11 protein-coding genes are annotated in these 12440 nt (G+C 66.1%); 7 read left to right on the top strand and 4 right to left on the bottom strand.

Features of this window, described 5'->3' with window-relative positions; translation table 11 throughout:
* Nucleotides 1-117: 117 nt before the first annotated feature.
* Complete coding sequence (locus BMW87_RS18210; RefSeq protein WP_093077803.1) at nucleotides 118-1212, top strand: PA0069 family radical SAM protein; 1095 nt, start codon at nucleotides 118-120, stop codon at nucleotides 1210-1212.
* On the opposite strand, the gene BMW87_RS18205 is transcribed toward BMW87_RS18210, so the two are convergent.
* Complete coding sequence (locus BMW87_RS18205; RefSeq protein ID WP_093051513.1) at nucleotides 1209-1763, bottom strand: MarR family winged helix-turn-helix transcriptional regulator; 555 nt, start codon at nucleotides 1761-1763, stop codon at nucleotides 1209-1211. The genes BMW87_RS18210 and BMW87_RS18205 overlap by 4 nt on opposite strands.
* A 311-nt stretch (nucleotides 1764-2074) precedes the next feature.
* On the opposite strand from BMW87_RS18205, the gene BMW87_RS18200 reads away from it, so the two are divergent.
* The 6 genes from BMW87_RS18200 (at nucleotide 2075) to BMW87_RS18175 (ending at nucleotide 6402) form a co-directional block, all read left to right on the top strand.
* Nucleotides 2075-3007, top strand: coding sequence for a LysR family transcriptional regulator (locus tag BMW87_RS18200; protein ID WP_093077801.1), 933 nt, complete (start codon nucleotides 2075-2077; stop codon nucleotides 3005-3007).
* 429 nt (nucleotides 3008-3436) lie between these two features.
* Complete coding sequence (locus tag BMW87_RS18195; protein WP_093077954.1) at nucleotides 3437-4111, top strand: hypothetical protein; 675 nt, start codon at nucleotides 3437-3439, stop codon at nucleotides 4109-4111.
* A complete protein-coding gene (locus tag BMW87_RS18190; RefSeq protein WP_093077800.1) occupies nucleotides 4108-4650 on the top strand; it encodes a GTP-binding protein in 543 nt (180 codons plus the stop codon). Before BMW87_RS18195 ends, BMW87_RS18190 begins: the two co-directional genes overlap by 4 nt.
* Nucleotides 4647-5042, top strand: coding sequence for a roadblock/LC7 domain-containing protein (locus BMW87_RS18185; RefSeq protein ID WP_093051489.1), 396 nt, complete (start codon nucleotides 4647-4649; stop codon nucleotides 5040-5042). The genes BMW87_RS18190 and BMW87_RS18185 overlap by 4 nt, the downstream gene beginning before the upstream one ends.
* 48 nt (nucleotides 5043-5090) lie before the next feature.
* Nucleotides 5091-5450 carry a hypothetical protein gene (locus tag BMW87_RS18180; protein ID WP_093051487.1) on the top strand — a complete coding sequence of 120 codons (360 nt, stop codon included), beginning with the start codon at nucleotides 5091-5093 and terminating at the stop codon, nucleotides 5448-5450.
* Nucleotides 5451-5478: 28 nt separating this feature from the next.
* Complete coding sequence (locus tag BMW87_RS18175) at nucleotides 5479-6402, top strand: LysR family transcriptional regulator (protein ID WP_093051484.1); 924 nt, start codon at nucleotides 5479-5481, stop codon at nucleotides 6400-6402.
* Between the two features lie 24 nt (nucleotides 6403-6426).
* Here BMW87_RS18175 and BMW87_RS18170 read toward each other — a convergent pair whose 3' ends face one another.
* The 3 genes from BMW87_RS18170 to BMW87_RS18160 are packed head-to-tail and all read right to left on the bottom strand — an operon-like array spanning nucleotide 6427 to nucleotide 12408.
* Entirely contained in the window at nucleotides 6427-7917 is a 1491-nt protein-coding gene (locus tag BMW87_RS18170; RefSeq protein ID WP_256216818.1) for an efflux transporter outer membrane subunit, read from the bottom strand.
* Nucleotides 7914-9179 (bottom strand): efflux RND transporter periplasmic adaptor subunit, encoded by a 1266-nt coding sequence (locus BMW87_RS18165; RefSeq protein ID WP_093077797.1) that lies wholly within the window; start codon nucleotides 9177-9179, stop codon nucleotides 7914-7916. Before BMW87_RS18165 ends, BMW87_RS18170 begins: the two co-directional genes overlap by 4 nt.
* Before the next feature lie 4 nt (nucleotides 9180-9183).
* Complete coding sequence (locus BMW87_RS18160; RefSeq protein WP_093077795.1) at nucleotides 9184-12408, bottom strand: efflux RND transporter permease subunit; 3225 nt, start codon at nucleotides 12406-12408, stop codon at nucleotides 9184-9186.
* Nucleotides 12409-12440 lie beyond the last annotated feature (32 nt).

The following is a 12440-nucleotide window of genomic DNA, read 5'->3' as shown; positions in this document are numbered from 1 at the left end:
GTCGAGTTTAGGATTTATGAAATTTCTGTCAATAGAGAAATTGAAAAACTGGCGACAACAGTGAATCAGTGGAATACTGTATGAATAAACAGTAAATCCAGCCTCGAAGGAGTTGCCATGCCAGCTGCCCGGATCCCCATTCATGCCATCAAGGGCCGCGGCGCGGCCACGCATATCGCGCATCGTTTCTCGAAGGACGAGCGCAACGCCTTCGACGACGGCTGGGGCACGCTCGAAGAAGGCGTGGCCGAGGCCGATGAGCTCCAGCCCATTGCCACCGAGGTGCGCTTCGAGGACGTGAAGTCGGTGCTCAACGGGAACGACTCGCCCGACATCTACTTCGACCGATCGCTCAATCCGTACCGCGGTTGCGAACATGGCTGCATCTACTGCTTCGCCCGGCCCACGCACAGCTACCTGAATCTCTCGCCCGGACTCGACTTCGAGACCAAGCTCATCGCCAAGCGCAACATCGTCGAGGTGCTGCGCACCGAGCTCGGGCGCAAGAGTTACAAACCCAGCTACATCGCCGTCGGCACCGCCACCGACTGCTACCAGCCCATCGAGCGCGATCTTCGGCTCACGCGTTCGATCATCGAGTTGTTGCAGGAAACGCGGCATCCGTTCGCGCTGGTGACCAAGTCGAGCGCCATCGAGCGCGACCTCGACCTGATCGCGCCCATGGCGGCCGACCACCTGGTGGCCGTATACGTGACCGTGACCACGCTCGACGGCGAACTCGCCCGCAAGCTGGAGCCGCGCGCCGCCGCGCCGCATCGCCGGCTGCGCACCATCCGCACGCTGACCGATGCCGGCGTGCCGGTCGGCGTGAGCGTGGCGCCGCAGATTCCCTTCGTCACCGAAGACATGGAGCAGGTGCTCGAAGCCGCGTGGGAGGCCGGCGCGCGCAGCGCCTTCTACACGGTGGTGCGGCTGCCGTGGGAGGTGGCGCCGCTCTTCAAGGAATGGCTGATGCTGCACTACCCGCAGCGCGCCGACCGCATCATGGCGCGCATCCACGAGATGCGCGGCGGCAAGGACTACGACGCCGACTTCGCCACGCGCATGAAGGGCTCGGGCCTGTGGGCCGACCTGATCCACCAGCGCTTCGAGAAGGCCACGAACCGTCTCGGCTACAACCGCGAGCGCATTCCGCTGGATGTCACCGCGTTCCGGCCGCCTGGGGCTGCGGGGCAGGGCAACTTGTTCTAGCCGTACTCAGGCGCGCACTCGGGCCATCGATGGCGCGTGCCGCCCGAGCGGCGGTCGGCTTTTTCGGGGACCACGCCCAGCGCGCTCAGTTCCCTGCCGCGCAATTCGAGCCGGTGCAGGCACTCGAGAAAGATGTCGAGGTGCTCCGCGTCGATGCCGTCGAGAAGATCCATGTTGAGGCGGGCGACCCGCGGAAACAGCGCGTCGCAGAGCTCGCGGCCGGTGGAGCTCAGGCGCACGTGCACTTCGCGGCCGTCCTGCGCATCCTGGCGCCGCTCCACCAGTTTCTTCTCGCTGAGGCTGCGCAGGCCGCGCGAAGTGCGCACACGGTCCAGCTGCAGGCGCTCGGCAAATGCGGAGGAGGTGATCTCGCCGATCTGCGCGAGCATGCCGATCATTCCCCACTCGCGATGCGTGATGCCGAAGCCGCCCTCGACCAGGCGGGTTGCCATGCCGCTGCAGGCACGAACCGCGCGCGACAGCCGGTACAGGAGCAGGTCGTCCAGGGAGCGCGGATCGCGCAAGGCATCTGCATTGGGAAAAGCTTGCATGCGAGTCGGAAATGAAGAACTGTGGCCAAGCCGCTTTGGCGGCAAGTGATTGATTAGATTAACTATTGACTGCCTGTTTATAACAAAGCAACAAAGGATAAATAGTGCCGGAGTAAGTATTGATATGCAGGTTTTTTTGAACACTCGTCAAGGTCAATTGGTCAGCTTCTGCTCAGTGTCGATGTAATCGTGCCTGTGCCGAATGGCACCGTGTGATTGCATTTCAGTTATCGATCGATAGCAATTGAGAAATTGAAAAATCCGAACGCTGCGAGCGAATTGTATTTCCGCCATTCACAGAAAGAATATCCGTGCTCGACCTGAACGAAGTCGCAATGTTCGTGCAAGTTGCGCGCCTCGGCAGCTTTGCCGAGGCCGCGCGGCAGCTGCGCATGCCATCGGCAACGGTGAGCCGGCGCATCCAGCAGCTCGAGGCGCGCCTGGGCACCCGGCTGATGCAGCGCTCCACCCGCAAGCTGACGCTGACGAGCGCGGGCCAGACCTTTCATGAGCGATGCGGCCCGGCGGTCGAGGAACTGATCGAAGCCGGTCAATCGCACGTCGCGGATAGCCAGGAGCCGAGCGGCGTGATCCGGGTGGCCGCCTCGGCCAGCTTCTTCGAATACTTCGAAATGGAATGGGTGTCGGCCTTTCTCGCTGCGCACCCCCTGGTGCAAATCGACTTTGTTCTCAGCGATATCACGGCCGACCTCATTGCCGACCGCATCGACGTCGCGTTTCGCATCGGATCCCTGCCGGACTCCAGCTACGTTGCCCGCAGGATCTTTGCAAGCTACGGGGGGCTTCTTGCCAGTCCTGCCTATCTGGCGGCGCATGGTGCGCCCGCCGATCTGGAGGAATTGAGCAGGCACGCGTGCGTGACACAGCCGCCAGAGACCGGAAATCTCGCCATCTGGCGCCTCCAGGGTCCTGACGACGCGGAGGAAGAAGTGCGGGTGAGAGGGGCCTTCACCAGCAACATGCAAGTGGCGCTGCGCGAGGCCGCTTGCGCCGGGCTTGGCATCGTCGCGCTGCCGTCGATCCTGACGGCGGCGGAGGTGGCCGCCGGCCGGCTGGTGCCAGTGCTGCCGCAATACATGCGGGCGGGCCGCGGCTTGAGCGTCGTCTACCCCAGCCGCCAGCAGCGGCCGCTGGCAGTCTCGGCGTTCGTCGACATGGCCGTGGAAAAGCTCAGCCTGCAGGAGTGGACACCGTCGTCCCCCGCATTAATTGACATCTCGTAATTCATTGGTGAATCGCATTTCGCGATTCGCCCAATTGCGGGCGCCGGGTGAGCCATATTGGGTGTGGATGCCCCAATTCGGTGCGTATTGCATTGGCTGCCATCAGGATTGCCTCGAAAACTGAGCGGCTGAATTTCATTCCGGGTGCTAGCGGAGAGTACCAAAGTTCGTAAACAATTGTCACAAGCGATCTCTCGATAGAGAGGCGTATTGCTGATCCATTTCCGCTCCGTTGGGAGCGTATCTCGGGATCGCCTCGAATTGGACGAGTCTTTCGGTGCAGGCCAATTCATTCGTCTTCGTCGTTCCTCCGATCTGGAGATGAACGGATTTTCTTTGTTGCAAGGATGGACAGCGGATGCACACACGGTCTTTGAGCGCAGCGAAACAACCGGGATTCGAACGACTCGGGCATCGCGTCACGTGGCCATGCTGAGGCTCGGCGTCTACAAGTTGCCGGTCGCCGAGGTCGTGGTGATCCAGACGATCGTCCGGCTGTATGCGAGCGACGCTGCCTTTCCGTGGCAGCTGGTCAACGCGCCGCCGTACGACGCGCTGCTCGTCGATGCCGCCGCCGTGGAGCACGAATATCCCACGGTGGTCGGCATGGCCGCGGCCGTGCTCAGGCTCACGCGCATGAATTCGGGTGGACAGCCCAACGCGCTGGAGCGGCCGATACGTGCCGACAAGCTGCAGCGCTGGCTCAAGAGCACCGAGCAGGCACTGCGCGAGTCGCGACCCGCGGGGCCGACGCTGGACGAGCAGACCGCCCTGGAGGTCGAGGTTTCCGATGCGGTCCGCTTCATGCTGCGTCGCTGGCCACCGGCCACGCTGTTGCGCAACGACCTCGACAACATCCGCATGGCGAGCCTGCTGGCGCGGCGCGCGCTGAATGCGAGTGAGCTGGCCGAGATCAGCCAGCTTCCATTCACCCAGTGCGCCGCGTTCCTGCAGGCGCTGCGAACGGCCGGCGTGCTGGAGCTGCATGTCGAGCAGGCCCTGCCGCCGTCGTTCGCACCGCAATCCGACAGGCCGATCCGCAGCGACTTCGCGCGAAGTCTCCTCGATGGCATTCGCCGCCGGCTGGGCCTGCGAGCGTCATGAAGGAATACAAGATCCTTCTCACGGGCACTGTGGGCGCGGGCAAGACGACCGCGATCGGATGCGTGAGCGAAACCTCGCCGGTCATGACCGAGGTGCCGAACTCCGATGCGGCCATCGACAAGGAGCGCACCACCGTGGGCCTCGACTTCGGCCAGCTAACGCTGGACAACGGGGACCGCGTTCGCCTGTTCGGCACGCCCGGGCAGGCCCGCTTCGAATTTCTCTGGAAGATCCTCGTCAGGAACGCGCTGGGCGTGATCGTCCTGATGGACAACTCCCGGCCCGACCCGCTGGGCGACCTGTCCATGTACATGCAAGGCTTCGCCGAAGCCCTGCGGACCCTGCCTTGCGTGATCGGCGTGGGACGGATGCACCGCCACCCTGTGCCGACCCTCGACGACTACGCGCAACGACTCGAGTCAACGGGCCGGGTGTTTCCGATTCTCGATGTGGACGTGCGAAGCAGGGCCGATGTGATCCTGCTGATCGACACGCTGCTGATGCAACTTGAAGCCGACATGCAGGGAGAGACAGAGTGAGTGTTCGACATGGCTTGTCCAGGACGGCAACCGCGCACGCGCAACGCGAGGTGCAGAAACTGGTCGACGAACTGAACGGCGTGACGGCTGCCGTGGTGGCTACCGTGGACGGTTTCGACGTGGCGTCCACAACCATCGGCGATGCCGATCCTGCCCGCATGGCTGCCATGGCCAGCTCCATCGTGGCGATCAGCGGCGTTGTCGCCGAAGAGGCACGCCTCGGCCGCCATCAGAGCGTGATGGTCCTGACGGATTCGGGCTTTGCGGTTTTCCATAGCGTGCACCGGCGCGACGGCGAACTCGTCATCAGCGTGCTCGCCCGCGACAGCGCGGTTCCGGCACTGGTGGCCTACAAAGCCGCCCAACTCGCCAAGACCCTGGCCGAGGCATGACAGCAGATTTCCACAACAACCTTTTCAACCATCCGACAGGAGAACAACTTGGCATCCATCAAACAAACGCTCGACGACATCCTCACCATCGACGGCGCCATGTGCGCCGCCGTTGTCGACTCGGGCAGCGGCATGATCCTCGGCGCCGTGGGTTCGGGCGTGGACATGGAGATTGCCGCCGCCGGCAACACGGAAGTCGTGCGCGCCAAGCTCAAGACCATGCAGGCTCTGGGCCTGAGCGACGTGATCGAGGACATCCTGATCACCCTGGGCAAGCAGTACCACATCATCCGCCCCTCGGCATCGAAGGAGGGTGTCTTTCTCTACGTCGTGCTCGACAAGCAGCGCGCCAACCTCGCGCTGGCCCGCCGCAAGACGCAGGACGTGGACAAGCTGATGGACTTTTGAGATCAGCGGAAAGGCAGAAAGAATCTCCGTGCTCGACCTGAACGAAGTCGCAATGTTTGTGCAAGTGGCGCGTCTCGGCAGCTTCGCGGAAGCCGCGCGGCAGCTGCGCGTGCCGTCGGCGACAGTGAGCCGGCGCATCCGGCAACTCGAGGCGCACCTGGGCACCCGGCTGTTGCAGCGCTCCACCCGCAAACTGGCGCTGACCAATGCCGGCCAATCTTTCCAGGAACGATGCGGCCCGGCGGTCGAAGCGTTGATAGGCGCCGGGCGGCTGCAGGTCGAGGGCGGCCAGGAACCGAGCGGCCTCGTACGCGTGGCCGCGCCGGCCAGTTTTTTCGATTTTTTCGAGATGGAATGGGTTGCCGATTTCCTGGCCGCGCATCCACGGGTGCGACTGGACTTCGTTCTCGACGATGTCGTGGCCGACCTCATCGGCGATCGCATCGACGTCGCCTTTCGCGGCGGGCCCCTGCAGGACTCGAGCTTCGTGGCCCGCAAGATCTTCGCAAGCTACGGCGGCCTTCTTGCCAGTCCCGCCTACCTGGCGGCGCGGGGCACACCCGGCAGCCTGCAGGAGCTGCTCGAACACGACTGCGTGACGCAGCCACCGGACAGCGGCAATCTCTCGACCTGGCGCTTGCAAGGCCCCGACGGCATGGAAGAAGACGTGCGGGTGAGGGGGCGCTTCATCAGCAACGTGCAGGGCGTGCTGCTCAAGGCTGCGTGTGCAGGGCTGGGCATTGCCGCGCTGCCGTCGATCCTGACGGCGTCCGACGTGGCGGCCGGCCGGCTGGTGCCGGTGCTGCCGCAGTACATGCGGGCAGGGCGCGGCCTGAGCGTCATCTACGCCAGCCGGCAGTACGTTCCGCAGGCGGTGTCCACGTTCGTCGATATGGCGATGGAGAAGCTCAGCCAGCAGGATTGGGCGCCCGCAGCCAGGCTGGCTGCCTAGCGTCGCCGCCTGCGCCCGTCGCGTTCAACCCGCCTTGGCGGAACGATCTGCGACGGCGGTGGGGCAGGACGAGGGCGTTGCACCGGTCGCGTCGGCACCGCACCAGTCGCCGCCCAGCGCCTTCACCAGGAACACCGAGGTCAGCAGCCGCTGCCCCTGCAATTGCGCGGCCTGGCGCTCGACCGTCAGCAGCGACTGCTGCGCGGTGATCACGTCGAGATACGTCGAGGCGCCGCCTTCATAACGGCTGGTCGCCATGTCGAGCACGCGCCGCGCCGCCGTCACGGCCGACTGCGCCTGCGTGGTCGCGCTGTCGAGTGCCGACAAGCCGGTGATGCCGTCTTCCACTTCCTGCATCGCCGTCAGCACGGTGCGGCGGTAGTTGCCCACGGTGGCGTCGTAGCCGGCCTTGGCGAAGTCGACGTTGGCACGCACGCGCCCGCCGTCGAACAGCATCTGCGTGGCCGATACTCCCACCGACCACAGCAGGCTGGGCCCGTTGAACAGCGACTCGATCAGGCGGCTGTCCACGCCCACGGTCGGCGAGATGATGAAGCTCGGATAGAAGGCCGCGGTGGCCACGCCGATCTGCGCATTGGCCGCGGCCATCGCGCGCTCGGCCGAGGCCACGTCGGGCCGGCGCTGCAGGATTTCCGAAGGCACGCCCAGCGGTACCGCGGGCGGCTTGATCTCGCGCAGGTCCACCGGCAGAGCGAAGTTCGGCGCGGGCGTGCCGGTGAGCGTGGCCAGCGCGTGCTCGTACTGCGAGCGCTGCTTCTTCAGCACGTCGACCTGCGTCAGCGTGGTTTCGAGCAGCGCCTGCTGCTGCGCCACGTCGAGGCCCGACACCGCGCCCAGGTCGTGACGCGCCGTGACCAGCTCCAGCGCCCGGCGTTGCAGCCCGATGGAGCGCGAGAGCACGTCGAGCTCGATGTCGGTCGAGCGCAGGTTGAAGTAGTTGCTGGCCACGTCGGCGCTCAGCAGCAGGCGCGTGTTGGCCAGGTCGGCAGCCGATTGCTCGGCGGAGGCCGAGGCGCCCTCGACGGTGCGCTGCACGCGGCCCGCGAGGTCGAGCTCGTAGCTGGCGTTCAGCGAGACGGTGAAGTCGTTCTGCACCGTGGACGCGTTGGCGGTCGCGTAGTTCGTCAGCGGCCGGTTGGCGGAAATCTTCAGGCGCGAGGCGCGCGTGCCGAGGCCCAGCTGCGGATATTGGCTGGCCGCGTTGGACGCCAGCGCGGCCCGCGCCTGCGCCAGCCGCGCGTTGGCGATGACCAGCGTCGGGCTGCCGGCCAGGGCCTGCGCCTGCAATGTGTCGAGCGTGGCGTCGTCGAAGCGCTTCCACCAAGGGCCCTTGTCGGCGCTGTCGCTGGGCGTGCTCATGCGCCAGGGCTCTTCGAGCTTCCAGCTGACGGGCAGGGGCGTGTCGGGCGTCTTGTAGTCGGGGCCGACCGCGCAGCCCGCGACGAGCGCGAGCACCGCAGCAGCCACTGCAACGGCTGGCGATCGCAATGTCACGCCGGTTCCTTCTTCGGCATGACGGGCGGGGCAGCCTTTGCGGCGGCCGGCGGCGCTTCGGGCGCGACGGCCACGATGTCGCCTTCGGCCAGCGAGTCCGAAGGGTTCAGCACCATGCGGTCTGTGCCTTCGAGCCCATCGATCACTTCGACGTTTTCGCCGTAGTTGCGCCCCAGCGTCACGGCGCGCAGGCCCACGCGGCCCTTCGCATCGACCACCGCGATGCGCGTGCCCTCGGCGCGGAACAGCAGCGCGTTCGACGGCACGGTGAGCGTGCGGCTCGCGGCCAGCGGCAGCGACACCTGCACGTAGGCACCCGGCAGCAGCGCGCCGTCCTTGTTGGGCAACGACACCTCGACCTGCATCATCCGCGTGGTCGTGTCGATGGAGCCTGCGGTGCGCGCCACCTGGCCCTTGAAGCTCTGGCCGCGCAGTTCGGCCTGCGTGACGACCACCGGCTGGCCTGCCTTCACGAGCTGCGCGTAGGCCTGCGGCACGTTGATGTACACGCGCAGCGGGTCGGTCTGCGCGAGCAGGAAAAGGGCGCGCCCGGCACCGCCGCCCGCGCCCGCGTCGATCAGGTCGCCCACGTCGACGTTGCGCCGCGTGATCACGCCCGCGAACGGCGCCACCACGCGCTTGAAGCCTTCGGTCTGCTTGAGCCGCTGCACGTTGGCATCGGCCGCCGCCACGTTCGAGGTGGCCTGCGCCACGGCGCTGCGGCGCTCGTCCAGGTCTTGCTGCGAAACCACGTCTTTCTTGCGCAGCGCTTCCCAGCGGTCGGCGGTGCTGCGTGCCAGCTCCAGCCCCGAGGCGGCCTGCGCGCGCGCGGCCACGGCCTGTGAGAGCTGTTGGTCGATTTCGGGCGTCTCGATCTCGGCGAGCAGCTCGCCCTTTTCGACGCGGCTACCGATGTCCTTGGTCCAGCGCTTGAGGTAGCCGCTGGCGCGCGCCGAAATGGGCGACTGCACGAAGCCCTGCAGCGTGCCCGGCAGCGCCAGCGTCTGGCCGGTGGTGGGCGTGCGGGGCAGGGCGGTCTGCACGTACTGCCTGGCGCGCTCGCTGGTGCCCGCTTCGAGCGCGCGAGCGTTGGCGATGCGCACGAACACGGTGCGCGCCGCACCGAGCGCCAGCAGCACCAGCACGATCAGCACCAGCCAGCGCGTGCGCCGCACGATCTGCCGGCGGCGCAGCAGTTCACCCTCGCCCTCTTCAACGGCGATGGGGTGGATGGCCAATGCCGAATGGCGTTGCTCCGTCATGAAATCAGTTCTCCTGGGGCGTTGCGCCCGCTGGCGGTTGATGCGGCTGCGAGGCTTCACGTGCCGCCCGGCGGTGCGCAAGCCGACTGTGCACCCCCGCGAACACGGCGGGTACGAAAAACAATGTCGACACCGTGGCAAAGATCAGGCCACCGATCACCGCGCGGCCCAGCGGCGCGTTCTGCTCTGCGCCTTCGCCCAGGCCCAGTGCCATCGGGATCATGCCGATGATCATTGCCAGCGCCGTCATCAGCACTGGCCGGATACGGGTGGCGCCGGCTTCCAGTGCGGCCGACAGCGGCGGAATGCCCGCCTGCAGCCGCTCGCGCGCGAACGACACCAGAAGAATCGAGTTGGCCGTGGCCACGCCCATGGTCATGATCGCGCCGGTCAGCGCCGGCACGCTCAGCGTGGTGCCGGTGATGAACAGCATCCACGCAATGCCCGCCAGCGCGGCCGGCAGGGCGGTGATGATGATGGCCGCGTCCAGCCATGACTGGAAGGTGACCACGATCAGCAGGTACACCAGCACGATCGCCATCGCGAGGCCGACGCCCAGGCCTATGAACGACGACTGCATGGTCTGCACCTGCCCGCGGATCTCGACCCGGCTGCCGCGCGAGAGTTTGGGCCGCATCTCGTCGACCAGCTTCTGCACCTTCGACGCCACGCTGGCGAGGTCGGTGCCCTGCACGCTCACGTACACGTCGATCACCGGCGCGATGTTGTAGCGCGACATCACCGCCGGCTGGCGGTCGGCCTGCGTGCTCACGAGGTTGCCCAGCAGCTGCTGCGCGCCGGTTCCCCCCGTTGCTGCGCCTGCACCCGCACCAACCGGAATGTTCAGCAGCGAGTCGAGCGAGTCGACGGTGTACTGCGGCGTCTGCACCGCGATGCTGTAGACCACGCCGTTCACCGGGTTCAGCCAGAAGGCGGGTGCCGTCTGCGAGCTGCCCGACAGCGCGATGAGCACGTTCTGCCCCACGTTGGAGGCGGTCAGGCCGTACTGCTGCAGCCGCGTGCGGTCCATCTGCAGGCTCAGCGCCGGGCCGTCGAGCCGCTGGTGCACGTGGGCGTCGACCGCGCCCGGAATCTGGCGGATTGCCTTGGTCAGTTCGGCCGCGCGCAGGGCGTTGCCGGCCATGTCGTTGCCGCTGAACTGCACGTCAATGGCCGCGGGCAGGCCGAAGTTCAGGATCTGCGTGACGATGTCCGCTGGCTGGAAGAAAAACTCGATGCCCGGAAAGCGCTTTGGCAGTTCGGCCCGCAGGAGCGACACGAACTGCTCGGTCGGCTTATGGCCCTCTTTCAGCGACAGCAGCAGCTCGCCGTCGAAGGTGCCGATGGTGCCGGCATTGCTGTAAGACAGGTTGATGCCGCTGTTGGGCACGCCCAGGTTGTCGAGGATGGTTTCGAGCTGGTCCTGCGGCACCAGCTCGCGGATGGCGGCCTCCACCTGGTCGGTGAGGCGAGCGGTCTCTTCGATGCGCGTGCCGGTGGGCGCACGCAGGTGCAGGCGAATCTGGCCGGCATCGACGGTCGGGAAGAAGTCGCGCCCCAGCGCGGGGTAGAGCAGGCAAGACAGCAGGCAGAAGCCGAGGAACAGGCCGATGAACCCGGCACGCTTCGACAGCACCGCAGACAGCACCAGCGTGTAGGCGCGGCGTACGCGTTCGAAGCGGCGGTCGAAGGCGCGGTACAGGCGCTGCAGGGCGCTCTGCTTCGCGCCTTCCGCCGGTGCATGGCCGCCGCCGTGCGAGCCGCCCATCAGCAGCATCACCAGCGTCGGCACCAGCGTGCGCGAGAGCAGGTAGGAGGCCAGCATGGCGAACACCACCGCTTCGGCCAGCGGCACGAACAGGAAGCGCGCCACGCCCGAGAGGAAGAACATCGGCACGAACACGATGCAGATGCACAGCGTGGAGACGAAGGCGGCCGAGCCGATTTCGCCCGCGCCGACCTCGATGGCCTCTTTCAGCGGCGTGCCCATGTGCAGGTGCCGCTCGATGTTCTCGATGGTCACGATCGCTTGGTCGACCAGGATGCCCACCGAGAGCGCCAGCCCGCCCAGTGTCATGAGGTTGAGCGTTTCGCCCAGCGAGTACAGCACCAGGATGGACGCCAGGATCGACAGCGGAATGGTCAGCCCGATGATCAGCGTGCTGCGCCAGTTGCCGAGAAACAGCAGCACCATCGCGGCCGTGAGCGCTGCGGCCAGGATGGCTTCGAACACCACGCCCTTGACGGCCGCCTTGACGAACACCGACTGGTCGAACAGCGGCGTGATCTTGATGTCTTCCGGCATCGTCTGCGCGGCGATGGGCAGCATGGCGCGGATGTTGGAGACGATGTCCAGCGTGGAGGCGCCGCCGTTCTTCAGCACCGACAGCAGCACGCCGCGCACGCCGTCCTGGCGCACCACGTTGGTCTGCGGCGAGAAGCCGTCGCGCACGTAGGCCACGTCGCGCAGGTAGGTGGTGGCGCCGTTCACCGTGCGGATCGGCAGGTCGTTCAGGCCTGCGATGGCGTCGGGCGAGCCGTTCATCTTCACGTTGTATTCGGTGGCACCGAACTTGGCCGTGCCCGACGGAAGAATCAGGTTCTGCGTGTTCACCGCGTTCACCACGTCGGCCGGCGAGAGGCCGCGCGCCTGCATCGCCTGGGTGTCGAGGTCGACTGAAATCAGCCGGTTCTTGCCGCCGTAGGGAAAGGGAATGGCCGCGCCCGGCACCGTGATGAGTTGCGGGCGCAGCTGGTTGACGGTGGAGTCGAACAGCGAGTTTTCAGAGCGCGTGGGGCTCGACAGCGCCAGCTGGATCACCGGCACGCTGGAGGCCGAATACTTGATGACCAGCGGCGGCGTGATGCCCGGCGGCAGCTGCCGTACCTGCGCCTGCATCGAGGCCACCACCTGCGAGATGGCCATCTCGATATTGGCCGTGGGCTGGAAGAACACCTTGATGATCGACACGCCCGCCAGCGATTGCGACTCGATGTGCTCGATGTCGCTCACCGTGGTGGTCAGCCCGCGCTCCACCTGTCCCGAAATGCGCTGCCCCATTTCCTGCGCCGGCAGGCCGGTGTAGTTCCAGATGACGCTGACCACCGGGATGTTGATTTCCGGGAAGATGTCGGTCGCCATGCGTGCGAGGACAAAGGGCGTGGCCAGCACGATCAGCATCGCCATGACGATGAAGGTGTACGGACGACGCAACGCAAGCTGGACCATGGAGGGGGCTCTCTGCTTCCGACGGAAAAAGG

It is taken from the genome of Variovorax sp. OV084, assembly GCF_900111625.1.
Lineage (GTDB): Bacteria > Pseudomonadota > Gammaproteobacteria > Burkholderiales > Burkholderiaceae_C > Variovorax.
Note: the sequence above shows the minus strand (reverse complement) of the source record. Positions and strands in the feature narration are given on the sequence as shown.

Excerpts from the sequence above, each read along its gene's own strand:
- BMW87_RS18205 (WP_093051513.1), bottom strand. The coding sequence starts at position 1,763 with ATGCAAGCTTTTCCCAATGCAGATGCCTTGCGCGATCCGCGCTCCCTG.
- BMW87_RS18160 (WP_093077795.1), bottom strand. The coding sequence starts at position 12,408 with ATGGTCCAGCTTGCGTTGCGTCGTCCGTACACCTTCATCGTCATGGCG.
- BMW87_RS18210 (WP_093077803.1), top strand. The coding sequence starts at position 118 with ATGCCAGCTGCCCGGATCCCCATTCATGCCATCAAGGGCCGCGGCGCG.
- BMW87_RS18190 (WP_093077800.1), top strand. The coding sequence starts at position 4,108 with ATGAAGGAATACAAGATCCTTCTCACGGGCACTGTGGGCGCGGGCAAG.
- BMW87_RS18165 (WP_093077797.1), bottom strand. The coding sequence starts at position 9,179 with ATGACGGAGCAACGCCATTCGGCATTGGCCATCCACCCCATCGCCGTT.
- BMW87_RS18195 (WP_093077954.1), top strand. The coding sequence starts at position 3,437 with ATGCTGAGGCTCGGCGTCTACAAGTTGCCGGTCGCCGAGGTCGTGGTG.